This window comes from Pseudomonas sp. NFPP25, from assembly GCF_900116505.1.
GTDB classification, from domain to species: domain Bacteria; phylum Pseudomonadota; class Gammaproteobacteria; order Pseudomonadales; family Pseudomonadaceae; genus Aquipseudomonas; species Aquipseudomonas protegens.
Window position 1 is genome coordinate 750123 of record NZ_FPBG01000002.1, and the last position, 18806, is coordinate 768928.

Sequence of the window (18806 nt, forward strand, 5' to 3'; positions counted from 1 at the left end):
TCACGGGTATAAACTTTGCAAACTTTACACAGAGGCCACTAACGGTTCGTTTGGAACTGTTCAGTCAGCATGAAACCGATTCAGCTGCCCCTAGGTGTGCGTCTGCGTGATGACGCCACCTTCATCAACTACTACCCAGGCGCCAATGCCGCAGCACTCGGCTACGTCGAGCGCCTCTGCGAAGCCGACGCCGGTTGGACCGAAAGCCTGATCTACCTCTGGGGCAAGGATGGCGTGGGCCGCACGCACTTGCTGCAGGCCGCGTGCCTGCGTTTCGAGCAGTTGGGGGAGCCGGCGGTGTATCTGCCGCTGGCGGAGCTTCTGGATCGCGGTATCGAGATTCTCGACAACCTGGAACAGTATGAGCTGGTCTGCCTGGATGACCTGCAGGCAGTGGCTGGCAAGGCGGATTGGGAAGAAGCGCTGTTTCATCTGTTCAACCGCTTGCGCGACAGTGGTCGGCGCCTGTTGATCGCGGCCTCGACCTCGCCTCGCGAGTTGCCGGTGAAGCTGGCGGATTTGAAGTCCCGCCTGACCCTGGCGCTGATCTTTCAGATGCGCCCGCTCTCCGACGAAGACAAATTGCGTGCCTTGCAGCTAAGGGCATCCCGCCGGGGGCTGCATCTGACCGACGAGGTCGGGCATTTCATCCTGACCCGCGGTACCCGCAGCATGAGTGCCCTGTTCGAGCTTCTCGAGCGCCTCGACCAGGCTTCGTTGCAGGCCCAGCGCAAGCTGACCATCCCTTTTCTGAAAGAGACCCTGGGCTGGTAAAGACAAGGCTTCCAGGGCTTTCGGGGGCGACCTTCGGCATATTCCAGGCGCCAGAAAACGCACCTTTGGAAGGGTTTCCAGAGGTGGGCGGACTTAAAATGGGCTTAAAGCCTTAGATGTACGGAAGAAACTCATAAGTCACATTCTGATCGATTGAATTTGCAAATGAGGGCGATAGAAGGCATAGTCGCGTCTTCTTTTATTTCAAGCCACGGTCGTGCCCATGCTAAATCGCTTCGCACCCCTCGTGCCTCTCGCACTCGTCACCCTGTTGTTTGGTTGCGCCTCCCACACTCCGGTGTCCCAGCAGCAACCTGTCCAGCAGGCTCAAGTCTCCGTCAAAAACCAGTCTTCCGCTGTTTATCAGGAAGAGCTGGCAACTGAAAAGGAACTGGCAGAGTTCTCTGACAGCAAGCCTTACCAGTTGCCAGTTCTGGCTGACAGCATCCTCGAGCGCGGCATGTCCCTGATCGGTACCCGTTACCGTTTCGGCGGTACCTCGGAAGCCGGCTTCGATTGCAGCGGTTTCATCGGTTATCTGTTTCGTGAAGAGGCGGGCATGAACCTGCCGCGTTCCACTCGCGAAATGATCAACGTGAAAGCGCCACTGGTAGCGCGCAACAATCTCAAGCCGGGTGATCTGCTGTTCTTCAGCACCAACGGCCGTGGGCGCGTCAGCCACGCAGGTATCTACCTGGGCGATGACCAGTTCATCCACTCCAGCAGCCGTCGCAGTGGCGGTGTGCGGGTCGACAGCCTGGGCGATAGCTACTGGAGCAAGACCTTCATCGAAGCCAAGCGCGCACTTGCCATGGCTCCAACCGTGGTCACTGCACGCAAATAAGCGGACTATTTGTAGGGCGAAGTTAAAGTCTTACTTGAAGTTTGGCGTGTAGGCGCTAGAATCCTGATCTATTGTTGAAACTAACCGCGTAAGCCTTGCTTACGCGGTTTTGTTTTCAGTGCCACGGCAGAGAAAGCCGCATCCCGATCAGGATTGTCCAGCTTATGTCGACCTCAGCCCGTTTTGCTCTTATTGCCCTCGCAGCGCTGCTCAGCGCCTGTGCCAGCCGTACCCCGCCGCCTGCGCCTGTGGTGCGTGCTCCGGTGTTCAACTCCTCCCAAACCTTCTCTCCGGTTGCCGAAGACGTGCTGTTCCGCGCCCTTGGGCTGGTGGGCACGCCTTATCGCTGGGGCGGCAACACTCCGGATTCCGGTTTCGACTGCAGTGGCCTGATCGGTTACGTCTACCGCGATGCGGCGGGTATTTCCCTGCCGCGTTCAACCCGGGAAATGATCGGCATGCAGGCGCCGGATGTGGGCAAGAACGCGCTGCAGACCGGCGATCTGATCTTCTTCGCCACCAATGGCGGCTCCCAGGTCAGCCATGCGGGCATCTACGTGGGGGAAGGGCGCTTCGTGCATGCGCCGGCCACTGGCGGCACGGTGAAGCTCGACAGCCTGTCCAAGGCCTATTGGCAGAAGGCCTACCTGAGCGCCAAGCGCGTCCTGCAGCCAGAACACCTGGCGCGCAATCCCTAATCTTCTCTGGTCGAGGTGCCTGTGACCGCTCGGACGCTGAACCTCGACGATGCCCTCTACCATTACCTGCTGGACGTTTCCCTGCGTGAAACGCCCCTGCTGCGTCGTCTGCGGGATGAAACCCAGGCATTGCCCACCGCCCGTTGGCAGGTGGCGCCCGAGCAGGGCCAGTTCCTCGCATTGCTGGTGAAGTTGACCGGCGCCCGTCGCGTGCTGGAGGTCGGCACCTTCACTGGCTACAGCGCCCTGTGCATGGCCCAGGCGCTGCCTGAAGACGGTTCTCTGATCTGCTGCGACATTCCCGGCGACTACAACGCTACGGCCCTGCGCTACTGGCAGGAGGCGGGGGTGGGCCAGCGCATCGAACTGCGCCTGGCCCCGGCCCTGGATACCCTGGCCAGCCTGGAGCGAGCGGGGCAGCTTGGCTGTTTCGACCTGATCTTCATCGATGCCGACAAGGCCAACTACCCGGCCTACCTGGAGGCCGCGCTAGGCCTGCTGCGCGTTGGCGGGCTGCTGGTGTTCGACAACACCCTGTGGAGCGGGCGCGTGCTGGAGACCGATTCCCTGAGCGAGGATACCCGAGCCATCCAGGCGCTCAATCGCGCCTTGAAGGATGACTCGCGTATCGATCTGTCGCTGCTGCCGCTGGGAGATGGTCTGACGCTGTGCCGCAAGCGTTGAGCCTAGGGGGCTTTGGCGGCGGAGACTCGCCAGATCTTGTTGCCGACATCGTCGGCCACCAATAACCCGCCTTGCTGGTCGATCACCACTCCGACCGGGCGTCCCATGGCCTTCTCGTCGGCATTGAGAAAGCCGCTAAGCACATCGATCGGCGCTCCATTGGGCTTGCCGGCGCTGAATGGCACGAAAATCACCTTGTAGCCGCTATGGGGTTTGCGGTTCCAGGAACCGTGCTGGCCGATGAAAGCGCCTTCGGTGAAGGGGGCGGGGAGCTTGCTGCCGTCGGCGAAGGTCAGCCCCAGCGACGCGGTGTGCGGGCCTACCGCGTAATCCGGGGCGATGGCCTTGGCCACCAGGTCGAGGTTCTGCGGCTTGACCCGTACATCCACATGTTGCCCGTAGTAGCTGAAGGGCCAGCCATAGAACGCGCCATCCTTGACCGAGGTGATGTAGTCCGGCACCAGGTCGCTGCCGATTTCGTCCCGCTCGTTGACTGCGGTCCAGAGTGCGCCGCTGGCCGGCTCCCAGGCCAGGCCATTGGGGTTGCGCAGGCCGGTGGCGAACAGGCGGTGCTGGCCGCTTTCACGGTCCACCTCCCAGATCGCCGCCCGGCCTTGCTCCTTGTCCAGGCCGTTTTCGCCGACGTTACTGTTGGAGCCCACGGTGACGTAGAGCTTGCTGCCGTCCTTGCTGGCGATGACGTTCTTGGTCCAGTGATGGTTGAGGGTGCCGCCGGGCAGGTCGACCACCTTGGTGGCGGCTGCGCTGATCTGGGTGTCGCCGCTCTGATAGGGAAAGCGCAGTAGCTTGTCGGTATCGGCCACATACAGGTCATTGCCCACCAGGGTCATGCCAAAGGGCGAATTGAGGTTCTCCAGAAACACTGTGCGGGTCTCCGCCACGCCATCGTGATCCTGGTCCCTTAGCAGGGTGATGCGGTTGGCGCTGGGCACGGCCGCCCCGGCACGGCCCATGACCTTGCCGGCGATCCAGCCGCGAATGCCCTGGCTGTCATCCGGTTTGGGCGGGGCGTTGGTTTCCGCCACCAGCACATCGCCATTGGGCAGGACGTAGAGCCAGCGTGGATGGTCGAGGTTCTCGGCGAAAGCCTTGACCTGGGTGCCGGCCGCGGCCTGGGGTTTTGCGCCTTGCGGCCAGCCGATGGCGGGGGCGATGTTGACCGTGGGGATCAGCGTCGGGTTGGGTTCCGGCAGCTTGGGGTTGGGGCCGGTGCCGTCGGACACCTGCAGGCTGGAAGTTTCGCCGCAGGCGGCGAGGCCGGCGGCGATGGCGATCAGTAGGCTGTGCTGAAGCTTGAGCATGCGAATTTCCCTATGAGTGCACGGACGTCGTAGTCATAGAGAAGCATAGCCAGTCGATGGTTCCGCCCGATCAGCGGGCCTCCTTGAAGAGCACGGCGACGCCCGGGTGGTAGTGGCCGGCCTCGTTGTGCAGCTTGCGATAGGCGTAGGGGAAGTACCAGGCCACGGCGCAGCAGTGCTCTTTCTGCAGTTCGTCGAGCATGTCCTGGAGCTCTTCCGGGGTAGCGCTGTGCTGGGATTTTTGTGGGGCAACGAACAGGCAACCCAGTCTCAGGTCGCTGGCGTAGCTGATCTTTCTTGCGTCCTGGGCAACGTCCAGCAGTGCCTGGGTCAGGTTCAGGCTGTTGACCCTTGGCCAGCGCTGGGTGGCGTGGATGTAGGCGCGCTCTTCCTTGGTGGCCAGGTACAGGTCGGTGCGGGCGTTGCGCGCACCTTCTTCCTGCTGTTTCCTGCTGGGGCTGTGTTCCAGGCTGACCATCTCGGCCATCCAGGCCGCCGCGCTGAGCAGCCCGAGATTGGCCTGCTCGTCGAACCAGTAGGGCGTTTCGTTATCGCCGCGAACCGCGTTGTAGCGATCGATGCAATCGAACCAGCGTTCCAGCATCGGGCGCAGGAATTCCAGCTTCGGATTGCTGATGATCATGCCTTGCATCGAACTCACCCCTTATTGTTGTGTGGTTGGCGCCTGGAGCGCTGAAAAGTGGCTATTTGATATCATTGCTCTGAGTGTGGCACAAGATTGGCGTCAGTTTATTGATGCAGTGCAGTTTTGTGCCGGGGGCGACGGCCGGCTTTAATTGACGCTCCACCCCCAACCCTCTAACCTTCGCGACTTGTTTCAGGTGCTCTGTGGCCGGTGGCCGACAGAGTGAAACAGGGAAGCCGGTCAGGGTCTGTTCCAGTGATGGAGCCGACGACGATTCCGGCGCTGCCCCCGCAACGGTAGATGAGTCAAGACTGCGCCTGACGCCACTGTGTCAATGACACGGGAAGGCGCGCAGTCCGGCAGCCATGCCGCTCATGAGCCCGGAGACCGGCCTGATCCATCCAACGGCATCACGGTGGGCGATGCCAGGCTAGCGCCGTCTGTTCCTTTTCCCTGCCCCCCGTTCCCCAGCCCCAACGGAGAGCTGCCCCATGAGTGAATCCCCCGATCGTGACGAGCGCCATCTGGCGCGCATGTTGCGCAAAAAAGCCGTGATCGATGAACGCATTGCCAACTCGCCCAACGAATGCGGCCTGCTGCTGGTATTGACCGGCAACGGCAAGGGCAAGAGCAGCTCGGCCTTCGGCATGCTGGCGCGGTCCATGGGCCACGGTATTCAGTGTGGCGTGGTGCAGTTCATCAAGGGGCGTAACAGCACCGGCGAAGAACTGTTCTTCAGGCGTTTCCCCGAGCAGGTGCGCTTTCACGTGATGGGCGAAGGCTTTACCTGGGAAACCCAGGATCGCCAGCGCGATATCGCTGCGGCTGAAGCCGCCTGGGCGGTTTCCAGGGAGTTGCTGAGCAACCCGGATATTGGCCTGGTGGTGCTCGACGAGCTGAACATTGCCCTCAAGCACGGCTACCTGGACCTGGATCAGGTGCTCAGTGACCTGCAGGCCCGTCCGCCCATGCAGCATGTGGTAGTGACCGGTCGCGGCGCCAAGCCGGAGATGATCGAGCTGGCCGATACCGTGACCGAGATGGGCATGGTCAAGCACGCCTTCCAGGCCGGGATCAAGGCGCAGAAAGGTGTCGAGCTGTGAGCGTGAATTCATGACTGATGTTCGTCATTGCCCGGCAGTGTTGATCGCCGCACCGGCTTCCGGCCAGGGCAAGACCACGGTGACCGCGGCCCTGGCCCGCTTGCACCGCAACCAGGGGCGCAAGGTCCGGGTCTTCAAGTGCGGCCCGGATTTCCTCGACCCGATGATTCTTGAGCGCGCCAGTGGTGCCGCGGTGTACCAGTTGGACATGTGGATGGTGGGCGAGCAGGAAAGCCGCCGTCTGCTCTGGGAGGCGGCGGGAGAGGCCGACCTGATTCTGATCGAAGGGGTCATGGGCCTGTTCGATGGCACTCCTTCCAGCGCCGATCTGGCGCGGCATTTCGGCGTGCCGGTGCTGGGGGTGATCGATGGCACCGCCATGGCCCAGACCTTCGGCGCCCTGGCTCTGGGCCTGGCGCGCTACCAGCCGGACCTGCCGTTTGCCGGGGTGTTGGCCAACCGGGTTGGTACCCTGCGCCATGCGCAGTTGCTGGAAGGCAGCCTGACGGAAGGCTTGCGCTGGTATGGCGCCTTGTCCCGGGAAACCGATATCGAGCTGCCCAGCCGCCATCTGGGGCTGGTGCAGGCCAGCGAGCTGAATGATCTGGACCTGCGCCTGGATGCCGCCGCCGAGGCCCTGGCCAGCAGTTGTCAGGTGGAACTGCCGCCAGCGGTGAGTTTTGCCGCACCCACGCCGGTGGCTTGCGCGCCGCTGCTCAAGGGCGTGCGGATTGCCGTGGCGCGGGACGAGGCGTTTGCCTTCACCTATGGCGCCAGCCTCGATCTGTTGCGAGCCATGGGGGCGCAGTTGAGCTTCTTCTCGCCGATCCACGATACCCAGCTGCCCGACGCGGACAGCCTGTACCTGCCCGGCGGCTATCCCGAGTTGCACCATCAGGCCCTGGCCCGCAACAGCAGCATGCTGCAGGCCATTCGCGCCCATCACGCGGCCGGCAAGCCGCTGCTCGCCGAGTGCGGCGGCATGCTCTACCTGCTGGACTCCCTGACCGATGTCGAAGGCCAGCGTGCCGAGCTCCTGGGCCTGCTGCCCGGAGATGCGGTAATGCAGAAGCGCCTGGCGGCACTGGCCTTGCAGGCGGTGGATTTGCCCGAAGGCAGTCTGCGCGGCCACACCTATCACCATTCCCTGACCAGCACCGAGCTGCTGCCCATCGCTCGTGGGCTCAGCCCCAACGGCGGGCGCGGCGCGGAAGCGGTGTATCGCCAGGGGCGGATGACGGCCTCTTACGTGCACTTCTATTTCCCGTCCAATCCGGCGGCGGTGGCGGCGTTGTTTGCGCCGGGCGCGCCTGTTCAGCCGGTTTTAGCCGAGGGCGTGGCGGGTGAGTGAGCAGGGGTTCTCTGAGGCGCAGCGCGAGGGGGTCTACCGGGCCATCGCCGAGCGCCGCGACATGCGTCATTTCGCGGGTGGCAGTGTCGAGCCGGCAGTGCTGCGGCGCTTGCTGGAAGCAGCGCATCAGGCGCCCAGTGTCGGGTTGATGCAGCCCTGGCGTTTTATTCGCATCAGCGACCGCCTGTTGCGCAAGCACATCCAGCAGTTGGTGGAGGCGGAGCGGGTGCGCACCGCCCAAGCCCTGGGTGAGCGTTCCGACGAGTTCATGAAGCTCAAGGTCGAAGGCATCAACGATTGTGCCGAGGTGCTGGTGGCCGCCTTGATGGATGACCGCGAACGACACATCTTCGGCCGTCGGACCCTGCCGGAGATGGACCTGGCGTCCCTGTCCTGCGCCATCCAGAACCTGTGGCTGGCGGCCCGCAGCGAAGGCCTGGGAATGGGGTGGGTGTCTTTGTTCGATCCTCAGGCCCTGGCCGATCTGCTGGGGCTGCCGGCAGGTGCCAAGCCCGTGGCCGTGCTGTGCCTGGGCCCGGTCTCCGAATTCTACCCGGCGCCGATGCTGGCACTGGAAGGCTGGGCGCAACCGCGGCCGCTGAGTGAGTTGTTGTATGAGAATTACTGGGGAGTGAGTCAATGAGTGTGGCCTTGCTGAGTGTCGCCGGGGTCGCGCTGGATGCGCTGCTGGGCGAACCCAGGCGCTGGCATCCGCTGGTGGCGTTCGGCCGTGTGGCCGATCGTATCGAGCAACGTTTCAACTCCGCCGGCCGTGGCTGGCGCAGCCATGGCGTCACCGCCTGGGTGCTGGCGGTGGTGCCCCTGACCCTGGTGGCCACAGCGCTGTCCTGGTTGCCCTACGTCGGCTGGCTGGTGGAAATCCTGGCGTTGTACTGCGCCTCGGGCCTGCGCAGCCTCGGCGAGCATGTGGAGCCGGTGGCCCAGGCGTTGCGCAGTGACGATCTGGAAGAAGCGCGCCGCCGGGTAGGCTTTCTGGTGAGTCGCCAGACCAGCGAGCTGGACGCCACCGAAGTGGCCCGCGCGGCCACCGAATCGGTGCTGGAAAACGGCAGCGATGCGGTGTTCGCCGCGCTGTTCTGGTTTGCCGTGGCCGGCGCGCCCGGGGTGGTGCTCTACCGTCTGAGCAATACCCTGGATGCGATGTGGGGCTACCGCAACGAGCGCTTCGAACGTTTTGGCTGGGCTGCGGCGAAGATTGACGACCTGCTCAATTACATTCCCGCGCGCCTGGTGGCCCTGACTTACGCCTTGCTGGGCAAGACCCGGCTGGCACTCAAGTGCTGGCACCGCCAGGGCCCGACCTGGGACAGCCCGAATGCCGGCCCGGTGATGGCGGCCGGGGCGGGCGCCCTGGGAGTGGAGCTGGGTGGCGCAGCGATTTATCACGGTGAGCTGCATCAGCGCCCGCAACTGGGTGAAGGCGAGCCGGCCAGTGCCGGTTCCATTGATCGTGGCTGGCAGCTGGTGCAGCGGGGTGTCTGGCTGTGGCTGCTGATTCTTTGCCTGGGGGCTGAATTCTATGCTTGAGCACGGCGGACGACTGCGCAAGGCGGCCGAGCAATACGGGATTGCCGAAGATGCCTGGCTGGACTTGTCCAGCGGGTTGGCGCCCTGGCCGTTTCCCCTGCCGCCCATTGCGCTGCGTGCCTGGGCGCGCCTGCCGGAAACCGATGACGGACTGGAACAGGCGGCCCGCGAATACTACGGCGCCAGTGAAGTGCTGCCGGTGGCCGGCTCCCAGGCAGCAATCCAGTTGCTGCCGCGCTTGCGTCGAGCGGGCAAGGTCGGTGTGCTGTCGCCCTGTTATGCCGAGCACGCCGAAGCCTGGCGCCGCAGCGGCTACCGGGTACGCGAAGTGCTGGAGCAGGAAGTGGATTTCTTCCTCGACAGCCTCGATGTGCTGGTGGTGGTCAACCCGAACAACCCTACCGGCCTGAGCCTGACCCCGGAGCGCCTGCTGGACTGGCACGCGCGCCTGGCTCAGCGCGGCGGCTGGCTGGTGGTGGACGAAGCCTTCATGGACAACACCCCGCACCTGAGCCTAGCCCGCCACGCCCATCAGGTGGGGCTGATTGTGTTGCGTTCGTTCGGCAAGTTCTTTGGCCTGGCCGGAGTACGCCTGGGTTTTGTCCTGGCCGAGCGCCGGCTGCTCAAACTGCTGGCGGAGCAGGTCGGACCCTGGGCGGTCAGCGGGCCGACCCGGGTGGTGGGGCAGGCCTGCCTGCGCGATACCCAGGGGCACGCCCGGCAAAGGTTGCGCAGCGAAGCGGCGAGCGAGCGTCTGGTTGAAGTCCTCGAGCGCCATGGTCTCAAGCCCCAGGGCGGTTGCGCGCTGTTTCAGTGGCTGATCAGTGCCGAGGCCGAATCGCTTTATCACTTCATGGCGCGCCGCGGCATTCTCCTGCGGCTGTTCACCCATAACAGCAGCCTGCGCTTCGGCCTGCCCGCCGAGGAGGCCGATTGGGATCGCCTGGAACAGGCGCTGCAGGCCTATCGCAAGGAATATCCATGAGCACTCTGATGGTTCAAGGCACCACCTCGGATGCCGGCAAGAGCACCCTGGTGACGGCCCTGTGCCGTTGGCTGCGGCGCCAGGGTGTCAGCGTGGTGCCGTTCAAGCCCCAGAACATGGCCCTCAACAGTGCGGTGACTGCCGATGGCGGCGAGATCGGCAGGGCCCAGGCCGTCCAGGCCCAGGCGGCCAATCTGGCGCCCCACACCGACATGAACCCGGTGCTGCTCAAGCCCAACAGCGATACCGGCTCTCAGGTAATCATTCACGGCCGCGCCGTGACCAGCATGAGCGCCGTGGCCTATCACGACTACAAGGCCATCGCCATGCAGGCCGTACTGGCTTCCCATGAGCGCCTGAAAAGCGCTTATCAGGTGGTGATGGTGGAAGGTGCCGGCTCGCCGGCGGAGATCAACCTGCGGGCCGGCGATATTGCCAACATGGGCTTTGCCGAGGCGGTGGACTGCCCGGTGCTGCTGATCGCCGACATCAACCGCGGTGGGGTCTTCGCCCATTTGGTGGGCACCCTGGAACTGCTGTCTCCCAGTGAGCAAGCCCGGGTAAAGGGCTTCATCATCAACCGCTTTCGTGGCGACCTGGCGTTGTTGCAACCGGGCCTGGACTGGCTGGAGGCCCGCACCGGCAAGCCAGTGATCGGCGTGCTGCCCTATGTCCTGGACCTGCACCTGGAAGCCGAGGACGGTATCGACCAACGCCAGGTGGGCAAGGTCGAACAGTTGCTCAAGGTGGTGGTGCCGGTGCTGCCGCGCATCAGCAATCACACGGATTTCGATCCGTTGCGCCTGCATCCTCAGGTCGACTTGCAATTCATCGGCCCCGGCCAGGCGATTCCTGCTGCCGATCTGATCATCCTCCCCGGCTCGAAAAGCGTACGGGGCGATCTGGCCTACCTGCGCAGCAACGGCTGGGATCGGGCAGTTGCCCGCCACCTGCGCTACGGCGGCAAGGTGCTGGGCATCTGCGGTGGCCTGCAAATGCTTGGCGAGCAGGTGCATGACCCGCTCGGGCTCGAAGGCGCTGCGGGTTCCAGCCCCGGCCTGGGCCTGCTGGCATTTGAAACCGTGCTCGAAGAAGAGAAGCAGCTGCGTAACGTCAGCGGTCGCCTGAGCCTGGAGAATGCCGCGGTCAGTGGTTATGAAATTCACGCCGGGGTCACTCGCGGGCCGGCCCTGGAGCTGGCCGCCGTGCAACTGGACGACGGTCGCAGCGATGGCGCCTGCAGCGCCGACGGGCAGATCCTCGGCACCTACCTGCACGGTCTGTTCGAAACCCCTGCGGCCTGCAGTGCGCTGTTGCGCTGGGCCGGGCTCGAAGCGGTGCAGGAGGTGGATTACCACGCCTTGCGTGAACGCGATATCGAGCGTCTGGCGGACCTGGTGGAGCATCACCTGGACACCGCTGCACTGCGTCGGCTCTGTGGCCTTTGAGCGCTCAACCCAGGCCGTCTTCCCTATCAGAGGTGCCCAAGCATGTTGCAACTGATCCTCGGCGGTGCCCGGTCCGGCAAGAGCCGCCTCGCTGAAAAGCTCGCCGGTGACAGCGCCCTGGCGGTGACCTACATCGCCACCAGCCAGCCCCTGGATGGCGAGATGAATCAACGCATTGCCCATCATCGCGAGCGGCGTCCGGCCCATTGGGGCTTGATCGAGGAGCCGCTGGAGCTGGCCCGGGTGCTGCAGGAATCTGCCGGCGAAGGGCGCTGCCTGCTGGTGGACTGCCTGACCCTGTGGCTGACCAACCTGCTGATGCTCGAGGACCCCGAGCGCCTGGCCGCCGAACGCGAGGCCTTGTTGCAGTGCGTGGCGAGCTTGCCGGGGGAGATCATTTTTGTCAGCAACGAAACCGGAATGGGTGTCGTGCCGCTGGGCGAATTGACTCGCCGCTATGTGGATGAAGCCGGTTGGCTGCATCAAGCCCTGGCCGAGCGTTGTCAGCGAGTGGTGCTGACGGTCGCCGGCCTGCCCCTGACTTTGAAAGGAACTGCGTTATGAATAACTCCTGGTGGCTGGAACCGTGCAAGGCAATCGACACCCAGATGGTCGAGCAGGCCCTGGCGCGTCAGCAGCAACTGACCAAGCCGGCCGGCTCTCTCGGGCGCCTGGAGCCACTGGCGGTACGCCTGGCGGGCCTGCAAGGACGGCTCAAGCCCGGCATCGAGCGGCTATGGATCGCCATCTTCGCCGGTGACCATGGGGTGGTGGCCGAGGGCGTTTCCGCCTACCCGCAGGAAGTCACCGGGCAGATGTTGTTGAACTTCGTCAGCGGCGGAGCGGCCATCAGCGTGCTGGCCCGGCAACTGCAGGCGCAACTGGAGGTGGTGGATCTGGGCACAGTGACGCCAGGCTTGAACCTGCCGGGGGTGCGCCACCTGAACCTGGGGGCCGGCACGCAGAATTTTGTCCAGGGGCCGGCGATGACCCGTGCACAAGGCGAGCAGGCCCTGCAAGCCGGCCGCGACAGCGCGCTGCGGGCTCATGCCGACGGCGCCCAGCTGTTTATCGGCGGTGAAATGGGCATCGGCAATACCACCGCAGCCAGTGCCATTGCCTGTGCCCTGCTGGGGATTCCAGTGGCACAACTGGCCGGGCCGGGCACCGGCCTGAATGCCGAGGGGGTCAATCACAAGGCGCAGGTTATCGAGCGTGCCCTGGCGCTGCACGATGCCTCTCGCGGCGATGCCTTGCAGACCCTGTTCAACCTGGGTGGCTTTGAAGTGGCGGCGCTGGTGGGGGCTTACCTGGCGTGTGCCCAGGAGGGCATTGCGGTGCTGGTGGACGGTTTCATCTGCAGCGTCGCCGCGTTGGTGGCGGTGCGTCTGAATCCGGCCTGCGCGCCCTGGTTGCTGTTCGCCCACCAGGGCGCCGAGCCCGGGCACCGGCATGTGCTGCAGACCCTGCAAGCCGAACCCTTGCTGGACCTGGGCCTGCGCCTGGGTGAAGGCAGCGGCGCCGCCCTGGCAGTGCCGTTGCTGCGGCTGGCCTGTGACCTGCACGGGCAGATGGCGACTTTCGCCGAGGCAGCGGTGGCGGATCGTCCGGCATGACCTTGTACCTGGACCTGTTGCGCCACGGTGAAACCGAACTGGGTGGTGGCCTGCGCGGCAGCCTGGACGATGCGTTGACTGCAACGGGCTGGCAACAGATGCGCGAAGCCGTCCAGGGGCGGGGCCCCTGGGACCGGGTACTGAGTTCGCCATTGCAGCGCTGTGCGCGTTTCGCCCAAGAAATGGCGGAGCAGCTGCAGTTGCCGCTGAGCCTTGAGCCCGACCTTCAGGAACTGCACTTTGGCGCCTGGGAAGGGCAGAGCGCGGCGGCGCTGATGGAAACCGACGCCGATGATCTGGGGCGTTTCTGGGCCGATCCCTATGCATTCACCCCGCCTGGGGGCGAGCCGGTAGAGCTGTTCTCCCTGCGGGTGCTGGGGGCGATAGAGCGCTTGTACCAGGCCTGCGCCGGGCAGCGTGTGCTGCTGGTCAGCCATGGCGGGGTCATGCGCTTGCTGCTGGCCCGGGCTCGAGGGCTGCCGCGCCAGCAGTTGTTGAACGTTGAAGTGGGTCATGGCGCGCTGTTTCGTCTGCAGGTCGCCAGCGAAGGCCGGATGAGCGAGGAGGGCTGAGATGTTGCCGTTCTGGATTGCCTTGCAGTTTCTCAGCAGCCTGCCGGTCCGCCTGCCGGGCATGCCTCGGCCTGAAGAGCTGGGCCGCTCGCTGTTGTTCTATCCGTTGGTGGGGCTGCTGTTCGGCGTGCTGTTGTGGGTGCTGAATGCCATGCTGGGCGGTGTTCCTCTGTTGCTGCATGCGGCCTTGCTGTTGACCGCCTGGGTCCTGCTCAGCGGTGGTCTGCACCTGGATGGCCTGGCGGACAGTGCCGATGCCTGGCTGGGAGGCTTTGGCGATCGAGAGCGGACCCTGAGCATCATGAAGGACCCCCGTAGTGGTCCGATCGCCGTGGTGACCCTGGTGCTGGTGCTGCTGCTCAAGTTCACCGCCCTGGTGGCGCTGATCGAACAGCAGCAGGGCTTTGCCTTGTTGCTGGCGCCGCTGATCGGCCGCGGGGCATTGCTGGGCCTGTTTCTCTGCACGCCTTATGTGCGTGCCGGTGGGCTAGGGCAGGCGCTGGCTGACCACCTGCCACGTGTGGCCGGGCGGCAAGTGCTGGGCTTGAGCGTACTGGCCTGTTTGCTGCTGGGAGGCTACAGCGGGTTATGGGCAGTGCTGCTGGCCACTGTGCTGTTCTTCTGGCTGCGGCAAGTGATGATGCGGCGCCTGGGTGGTACCACTGGAGACACTGCCGGGGCTGTGCTTGAACTGTTGGAAACTGCCGTATTGCTCGGGGTGGCGCTGTTTTGAGTGGAGCACGGGATTGACGATTTTCATGAAAAATCTTGCCTTGGAATAATCACGGGTATATACACGCATCATGCTTCCCTCTCAGTGTTTGTGCACCAACCTGCGTCGCGCCGCCCGTGGCGTCAGCAGGTACTACGACGGCGCCCTTGATGGCTTCGGGATCAACGTTGCCCAGTATTCTCTGCTGAACAACCTGTTGCGCCTTGATCAGCCAAGCATTTCCAGCCTGGCGGAAGCCATGGGGCTGGATCGCAGCACGCTCGGGCGCAATGTGCGGGTCCTGGAAGCAGCAGGGCTGGTGCGCCTGCAGGAAGGCGACGATCAGCGAAACCGGCTGGTGCTGTTGACCGAGGCCGGGCATGAGCGGCTGGTGGCGGCCTTGCCTGCGTGGGAAGCGGCTCAGCAGCGGTTGATCGATCGCCTGGGTGTGGAAAAGCGTGAAACCTTGTTGGCCTTGCTGAACGAACTGTCTTGAGCGCCTTTCGTTCGACTATAAGCGGGTATATACCCGTAACTGGAGAATAAAAATGTCATCGATGTGGCGTACCAGCGGCTGGGTGCTTCTCGGCAGCGCATTGATCCTGGCCTTGTCGCTGGGGATCAGGCATGGCTTCGGCCTGTTCCTGCCGCCCATGAGCGCGCAGTTTGGCTGGGGGCGCGAAGTCTTCGCCTTCGCCATTGCCCTGCAGAACCTGATCTGGGGGCTGGCCCAGCCTTTTACCGGAGCCTTGGCCGATCGTTTTGGTGCGGCGAAAGTGGTGCTGGTGGGTGGCGTGCTGTACGCGGTCGGGCTGGTGTTCATGGGGCTGTCGGATTCGGCCCTGACCCTGTCCCTGAGTGCCGGGCTGCTGATCGGCATAGGTCTGTCGGGTACGTCCTTCTCGGTAATTCTCGGTGTTGTCGGCCGCGCCTTGCCGCCGGAAAAACGAAGCATGGGCATGGGGATTGCCAGTGCGGCAGGTTCCTTCGGCCAATTTGCCATGCTCCCCGGAACCCTGGGGCTGATCGGCTGGCTGGGCTGGTCTACGGCGCTGCTGGTGCTGGGCTTGCTGGTGGCCTTGATCGTGCCATTGGTGAGCATGCTCAAGGACAAACCGCTGCCGGCGCTGGGGCATGAGCAGAGCCTCATGGAGGCCTTGCGTGAAGCCTGTTCCCATTCAGGGTTCTGGCTGTTGGCATTCGGCTTTTTCGTCTGTGGCTTCCAGGTGGTGTTCATCGGCGTGCATCTGCCGGCGTATCTGGTGGACCAGCACTTGCCGGCGACCGTGGGCACCACGGTGCTGGCCCTGATTGGCCTGTTCAATATCTTTGGTACCTATACCGCCGGCTGGCTGGGTGGGCGGATGTCCAAGCCGCGCCTGCTGACGGGCCTGTATCTGCTACGGGCGGTGGTGATCGGGCTGTTCCTGTGGTTGCCGGTGACTCAGGCCAGCGCCTATCTGTTCGGCATGGCCATGGGCTTTCTCTGGCTGTCCACCGTGCCTTTGACCAACGGCACCGTGGCCACCTTGTTTGGCGTGCGCAACCTGTCCATGCTCGGCGGCATTGTGTTCCTGTTCCACCAATTGGGGTCTTTCCTTGGTGGTTGGCTGGGGGGCGTGGTGTATGACCGTACCGGGAGCTACGACTTGATCTGGCAGGTGGCGATTCTCCTTAGTCTGTTGGCTGCGGCACTGAACTGGCCGGTGCGCGAGCGGCCGGTGGCGCGTTTGCAGGCCAGCGCGGCATGAACCGCTGGCTGCTGCGCGGTGCCGGCCTGGGCCTCGGCATTCTATTGTTGCTGCTGGCCTGGTGGGGCTGGCACCGGGGCGGCCTGGCGCTGATGCAGCTGGGCATGGGCGCTTGCTAGGGGAGCGAGGGGGCGAGTAACGTCGTAGCCCGACACTTTGACAAGGATTCTGGACATGGCTATGCGCTGGTTTGCGGTTCCAGCTTTACTCGCGACCTTGGCCGGCTCGGCATGGGCGGCGGACTGTCCGCCCCTGTTGCAGGGTTCCTTGCCCAAATTGCACGCCAAGGAATCCATCGACTTGTGCCAGCGCTTTGCCGGCAAGCCGCTGGTGGTGGTCAATACGGCGAGCTTCTGCGGGTTTGCTCCGCAATTCAAAGGCCTTGAGGCGCTGTACCAGCGTTACAAGGATCAAGGGCTGGAAGTGGTGGGCGTGCCCTCCAATGACTTCAAGCAAGAGGCCAAGGATGGCGCGGAGACTGCCAAGGTCTGCTACGTCAATTACGGCGTGACCTTCACCATGACCGAGCCACAGAAGGTTCGGGGGGCGGATGCGGTGCACCTGTTCAAGGTGCTGGCGCAGCAGAGTAGCGCGCCGAAGTGGAATTTCTATAAATACGTGGTGGATCGCCAGGGCAATGTGATTGCCAACTTTTCCAGCCTGACCAAACCGGACAATCCGGAACTCATCGAAGCGGTGGAGAAGGCATTGGCGTCGAAATCCTGAGAAAGCCTATTCATTAGCCAATAAAAAACCCGCATCTGCGGGTTTTTTATTGGTTTGAAACTGCGCGGCCTAGAGTTCGTTAGAACTTGTAGGTGGCGCCCAGGCCGTAGCCCCATGCGCTGTTCTGGTAAGTAGCGCTGTAGGCATTGCCTTTGCCGGTTCTGTTGACGTTGACGTCTTCTTCCTTCAGGTAGGAAACCGCCAGGTCCAGAGTCAGGTCTTCAGTCGGGCTGTAGCCGGCACCGAAGCTGATGGCCTTACGGTCACCGGTAGGGATACGTACGGAACGGTCGGTGTTGTTGGTTGGCGCCTGGTCAACCGAGAGGCCGCTGCGCAGAACCCACTCTTTGTTGACCTTGTAGGAAACACCAACAGCCGAGGCCCAGGTGTCGTGCCAGTTCTGTGGCTCGGTGATGGTGCCGATCGGGCCCCTGGAACCGCCAAGCAGGGCAGGAACACCTTCGTTGTTCACGGTGATGTCTTTCAGGCGGCTCCAGCGAGTCCAAGTGCTACCTGCGTAGACGGTCCACTGGTCATCCAGTTTCTGGGTGACAGAGAAGTCGACGACTTCCGGAGTGGTGATGTCCAGCGAGGCATCGTAACGGCCGCCATTGAACGGACCGAAGCCCGGGCCGGCGATGTTGGTGTGGCCTTCCAGCTTGTACTTGACCTTCGAGTGGTAGGTCAGGCCCAGGCGAGTAGTGTCGGTAGGCTGGACGATGATGCCGACGTTGTAGCCGATGGCGGTATCGTCACCCTTGATCTTCACGCTGCCATCATTGCGGCCGAAGAGCGCAGGGTTTGGAAACGGAGTCGCGGAAGTCAGTTCACCGCTCAGGCGGTTGATGGTCGGGCCGAAGCCGATCGACACCATGTCATTGAAGGCATAGCTGACGGTCGGTTGCAGGGTGACGACCTTGACTACGCTCTTGTCGCCGTAATAGCGGCTGGCAGAAGTGGACTCATAGTTGGTAACCAGGCCGAAGGGTGCATAGGCGCCCAGACCCAATGCCCAGCCGTTGCCCAGTTGTTTGACGAAGAACCCCATAGGAACGCTGGTGAACGGAACCATGTCGCCGTCGCTGGTGCCGCCGGGTGGGCCGCCCTTGACGTTTTTCAGGTTGGTCTTGGCATCAATTGCCGCAACGCCGACAGTTACCTGGTCACGTTGCAGCAGGGACATGCCGGCAGGGTTACCGTAAACGGTGCTGGCATCTTCGGCAGAAGAGGAACGACCCGCGAAGCCGGTACCCATGCCGCTGATGCTTTGTTCGTTAAGAGCAAAACCGCTGGCGAAAAGTTGGGTAGAGGCAAGTGCAACCGCGAGACTTATGGTGGATTTGAGCATTACTTTTTTCATTATTAGAACTCCTGGTGATCACCGAGGCGAAAATTACCAACATTTCGATCTCGGCGCTATAGGCTGCAACAGTTGATTTAGAGCGTTTTTGTAGGACAATCCGACCAAAATCGGCTTCTTTCTCCGATTTTGCAAAAGTCGTTGTCAGCAGGCGACCTGGTTTAACGGTGCAATGCAGGTCTGCCAGGCGCAGGCGAAATCTCTTAAACGTCCTTGTGGTTGAAAGGTCTTCCTCCAGATGCGGGCCATGCCGAGCAGGTCGTCGGCAGCGGGGAGCGGCGTGTGTTGTTCTTCCACCAGCAACCAGGCAATGGCGGTGGCGTAACGCAGGTTGACGGTCAGTTCCAGGTGCGGCCCGCTGAGGAACGCATGCTGGCTGGCGAGCCCGCGAACCAGGCTGGCCCGTTCCGGATCCAGTGCCAGGTACTGGTCCCAGAGGGCTTGATGGCGCAATTCGGTGATGCGGTAGAGGCCGTGGCCACGACGATCGTGCAGGGCTGAGCCCAGCGCCGATTGGCTGGCGGCAATGCCCAGCAGCAGGACTTCAGCGGTTTTGCTATGGCTGCCCAGGTACATCAGCGTCGGGCGGATCACATAGCGGCACAACTCGCTGGCGGCGATACCCATAAAGCCCTCGAAGCGTGAAATGGCCGGCGAAACCTGAAG

At 63.3% G+C, this 18806-nt stretch carries 22 protein-coding genes and 1 riboswitch; of the genes, 18 read left to right on the top strand and 4 right to left on the bottom strand.

All coding sequences use genetic code 11. The features are described 5' to 3' along the window. Positions 1-69 precede the first annotated feature (69 nt). The 4 genes from hda (at position 70) to BM382_RS10500 (ending at position 3000) form a co-directional block, all read left to right on the top strand. Positions 70-774 (top strand): DnaA regulatory inactivator Hda, encoded by a 705-nt coding sequence (gene hda, locus BM382_RS10485; RefSeq protein ID WP_007898944.1) that lies wholly within the window; start codon positions 70-72, stop codon positions 772-774. 223 nt (positions 775-997) lie between these two features. Beyond that, positions 998-1618 carry a C40 family peptidase gene (locus BM382_RS10490; RefSeq protein ID WP_015636644.1) on the top strand — a complete coding sequence of 207 codons (621 nt, stop codon included), beginning with the start codon at positions 998-1000 and terminating at the stop codon, positions 1616-1618. A gap of 164 nt (positions 1619-1782) precedes the next feature. Further along, positions 1783-2316 carry a C40 family peptidase gene (locus BM382_RS10495; protein ID WP_011062699.1) on the top strand — a complete coding sequence of 178 codons (534 nt, stop codon included), beginning with the start codon at positions 1783-1785 and terminating at the stop codon, positions 2314-2316. 21 nt (positions 2317-2337) lie between these two features. After that, positions 2338-3000, top strand: a complete 663-nt coding sequence (locus BM382_RS10500; RefSeq protein WP_011062698.1) for a class I SAM-dependent methyltransferase — start codon at positions 2338-2340, stop codon at positions 2998-3000. A gap of 2 nt (positions 3001-3002) precedes the next feature. On the opposite strand, the gene BM382_RS10505 is transcribed toward BM382_RS10500, so the two are convergent. Both BM382_RS10505 and BM382_RS10510 read right to left on the bottom strand, forming a co-directional pair. Beyond that, entirely contained in the window at positions 3003-4322 is a 1320-nt protein-coding gene (locus BM382_RS10505; RefSeq protein ID WP_072442785.1) for a PQQ-dependent sugar dehydrogenase, read from the bottom strand. Between the two features lie 70 nt (positions 4323-4392). Further along, on the bottom strand, positions 4393-4974 hold the full coding sequence (locus BM382_RS10510) for a hypothetical protein (RefSeq protein WP_047288455.1): 582 nt from the start codon (positions 4972-4974) through the stop codon (positions 4393-4395). 171 nt (positions 4975-5145) lie between these two features. Further along, positions 5146-5379: riboswitch (cobalamin riboswitch) on the top strand. An 80-nt stretch (positions 5380-5459) separates the two neighbouring features. Between BM382_RS10510 and cobO the strand changes: the two genes are divergently transcribed. The 14 genes from cobO (at position 5460) to BM382_RS10575 (ending at position 16780) form a co-directional block, all read left to right on the top strand. Further along, positions 5460-6071, top strand: a complete 612-nt coding sequence (gene cobO, locus BM382_RS10515; protein WP_011062695.1) for a cob(I)yrinic acid a,c-diamide adenosyltransferase — start codon at positions 5460-5462, stop codon at positions 6069-6071. A 10-nt stretch (positions 6072-6081) separates the two neighbouring features. Further along, entirely contained in the window at positions 6082-7422 is a 1341-nt protein-coding gene (locus BM382_RS10520; RefSeq protein ID WP_053159774.1) for a cobyrinic acid a,c-diamide synthase CobB, read from the top strand. Continuing rightward, positions 7415-8065, top strand: a complete 651-nt coding sequence (gene bluB, locus BM382_RS10525; protein WP_072442787.1) for a 5,6-dimethylbenzimidazole synthase — start codon at positions 7415-7417, stop codon at positions 8063-8065. Before BM382_RS10520 ends, bluB begins: the two co-directional genes overlap by 8 nt. After that, entirely contained in the window at positions 8062-8970 is a 909-nt protein-coding gene (gene cbiB, locus BM382_RS10530) for an adenosylcobinamide-phosphate synthase CbiB (protein ID WP_072442789.1), read from the top strand. Before bluB ends, cbiB begins: the two co-directional genes overlap by 4 nt. Then, positions 8963-9955, top strand: coding sequence for a threonine-phosphate decarboxylase CobD (gene cobD, locus BM382_RS10535; protein ID WP_011062691.1), 993 nt, complete (start codon positions 8963-8965; stop codon positions 9953-9955). The genes cbiB and cobD overlap by 8 nt, the downstream gene beginning before the upstream one ends. Continuing rightward, the gene (locus BM382_RS10540; RefSeq protein ID WP_072442791.1) at positions 9952-11403 is read left to right on the top strand and encodes a cobyric acid synthase; all 1452 of its coding nucleotides are present in this window, start codon (positions 9952-9954) and stop codon (positions 11401-11403) included. The genes cobD and BM382_RS10540 overlap by 4 nt, the downstream gene beginning before the upstream one ends. Before the next feature lie 42 nt (positions 11404-11445). Beyond that, a complete protein-coding gene (cobU, locus tag BM382_RS10545; RefSeq protein ID WP_011062689.1) occupies positions 11446-11967 on the top strand; it encodes a bifunctional adenosylcobinamide kinase/adenosylcobinamide-phosphate guanylyltransferase in 522 nt (173 codons plus the stop codon). Beyond that, a complete protein-coding gene (gene cobT, locus BM382_RS10550) occupies positions 11964-13019 on the top strand; it encodes a nicotinate-nucleotide--dimethylbenzimidazole phosphoribosyltransferase (RefSeq protein ID WP_011062688.1) in 1056 nt (351 codons plus the stop codon). The genes cobU and cobT overlap by 4 nt, the downstream gene beginning before the upstream one ends. Further along, positions 13016-13591 (top strand): alpha-ribazole phosphatase family protein, encoded by a 576-nt coding sequence (gene cobC, locus BM382_RS10555; RefSeq protein WP_041119472.1) that lies wholly within the window; start codon positions 13016-13018, stop codon positions 13589-13591. The genes cobT and cobC overlap by 4 nt, the downstream gene beginning before the upstream one ends. Before the next feature lies 1 nt (position 13592). Next, positions 13593-14324: an adenosylcobinamide-GDP ribazoletransferase gene (locus tag BM382_RS10560; protein ID WP_011062686.1), complete on the top strand. Its 732-nt coding sequence runs from the start codon at positions 13593-13595 to the stop codon at positions 14322-14324. 70 nt (positions 14325-14394) lie between these two features. Continuing rightward, positions 14395-14799 (top strand): MarR family winged helix-turn-helix transcriptional regulator, encoded by a 405-nt coding sequence (locus tag BM382_RS10565; RefSeq protein WP_015636631.1) that lies wholly within the window; start codon positions 14395-14397, stop codon positions 14797-14799. A gap of 61 nt (positions 14800-14860) precedes the next feature. Then, positions 14861-16054 (top strand): MFS transporter, encoded by a 1194-nt coding sequence (locus BM382_RS10570; RefSeq protein WP_161466191.1) that lies wholly within the window; start codon positions 14861-14863, stop codon positions 16052-16054. Next, entirely contained in the window at positions 16051-16173 is a 123-nt protein-coding gene (locus BM382_RS32180) for a hypothetical protein (RefSeq protein WP_015636629.1), read from the top strand. The genes BM382_RS10570 and BM382_RS32180 overlap by 4 nt, the downstream gene beginning before the upstream one ends. A 55-nt stretch (positions 16174-16228) precedes the next feature. Continuing rightward, entirely contained in the window at positions 16229-16780 is a 552-nt protein-coding gene (locus BM382_RS10575) for a glutathione peroxidase (RefSeq protein ID WP_072442793.1), read from the top strand. Between the two features lie 79 nt (positions 16781-16859). Here the strand turns inward: BM382_RS10575 and BM382_RS10580 are convergent, their stop codons facing one another. Further along, a complete protein-coding gene (locus BM382_RS10580; RefSeq protein WP_011062682.1) occupies positions 16860-18140 on the bottom strand; it encodes an OmpP1/FadL family transporter in 1281 nt (426 codons plus the stop codon). A gap of 144 nt (positions 18141-18284) precedes the next feature. After that, positions 18285-18767 carry a hypothetical protein gene (locus BM382_RS10585; protein ID WP_015636627.1) on the bottom strand — a complete coding sequence of 161 codons (483 nt, stop codon included), beginning with the start codon at positions 18765-18767 and terminating at the stop codon, positions 18285-18287. Positions 18768-18806: the final 39 nt, after the last annotated feature.

Coding starts and splice junctions, on each gene's coding strand:
- hda (WP_007898944.1), top strand. CDS start 70: ATGAAACCGATTCAGCTGCCCCTAGGTGTGCGTCTGCGTGATGACGCC.
- BM382_RS10490 (WP_015636644.1), top strand. CDS start 998: ATGCTAAATCGCTTCGCACCCCTCGTGCCTCTCGCACTCGTCACCCTG.
- BM382_RS10495 (WP_011062699.1), top strand. CDS start 1,783: ATGTCGACCTCAGCCCGTTTTGCTCTTATTGCCCTCGCAGCGCTGCTC.
- BM382_RS10505 (WP_072442785.1), bottom strand. CDS start 4,322: ATGCTCAAGCTTCAGCACAGCCTACTGATCGCCATCGCCGCCGGCCTC.
- BM382_RS10510 (WP_047288455.1), bottom strand. CDS start 4,974: ATGCAAGGCATGATCATCAGCAATCCGAAGCTGGAATTCCTGCGCCCG.
- cobO (WP_011062695.1), top strand. CDS start 5,460: ATGAGTGAATCCCCCGATCGTGACGAGCGCCATCTGGCGCGCATGTTG.
- BM382_RS10520 (WP_053159774.1), top strand. CDS start 6,082: ATGACTGATGTTCGTCATTGCCCGGCAGTGTTGATCGCCGCACCGGCT.
- cbiB (WP_072442789.1), top strand. CDS start 8,062: ATGAGTGTGGCCTTGCTGAGTGTCGCCGGGGTCGCGCTGGATGCGCTG.
- cobD (WP_011062691.1), top strand. CDS start 8,963: ATGCTTGAGCACGGCGGACGACTGCGCAAGGCGGCCGAGCAATACGGG.
- BM382_RS10540 (WP_072442791.1), top strand. CDS start 9,952: ATGAGCACTCTGATGGTTCAAGGCACCACCTCGGATGCCGGCAAGAGC.
- cobU (WP_011062689.1), top strand. CDS start 11,446: ATGTTGCAACTGATCCTCGGCGGTGCCCGGTCCGGCAAGAGCCGCCTC.
- cobT (WP_011062688.1), top strand. CDS start 11,964: ATGAATAACTCCTGGTGGCTGGAACCGTGCAAGGCAATCGACACCCAG.
- cobC (WP_041119472.1), top strand. CDS start 13,016: ATGACCTTGTACCTGGACCTGTTGCGCCACGGTGAAACCGAACTGGGT.
- BM382_RS10560 (WP_011062686.1), top strand. CDS start 13,593: ATGTTGCCGTTCTGGATTGCCTTGCAGTTTCTCAGCAGCCTGCCGGTC.
- BM382_RS10565 (WP_015636631.1), top strand. CDS start 14,395: ATGCTTCCCTCTCAGTGTTTGTGCACCAACCTGCGTCGCGCCGCCCGT.
- BM382_RS10570 (WP_161466191.1), top strand. CDS start 14,861: ATGTGGCGTACCAGCGGCTGGGTGCTTCTCGGCAGCGCATTGATCCTG.
- BM382_RS32180 (WP_015636629.1), top strand. CDS start 16,051: ATGAACCGCTGGCTGCTGCGCGGTGCCGGCCTGGGCCTCGGCATTCTA.
- BM382_RS10575 (WP_072442793.1), top strand. CDS start 16,229: ATGGCTATGCGCTGGTTTGCGGTTCCAGCTTTACTCGCGACCTTGGCC.
- BM382_RS10580 (WP_011062682.1), bottom strand. CDS start 18,140: ATGAAAAAAGTAATGCTCAAATCCACCATAAGTCTCGCGGTTGCACTT.
- BM382_RS10585 (WP_015636627.1), bottom strand. CDS start 18,767: ATGGGTATCGCCGCCAGCGAGTTGTGCCGCTATGTGATCCGCCCGACG.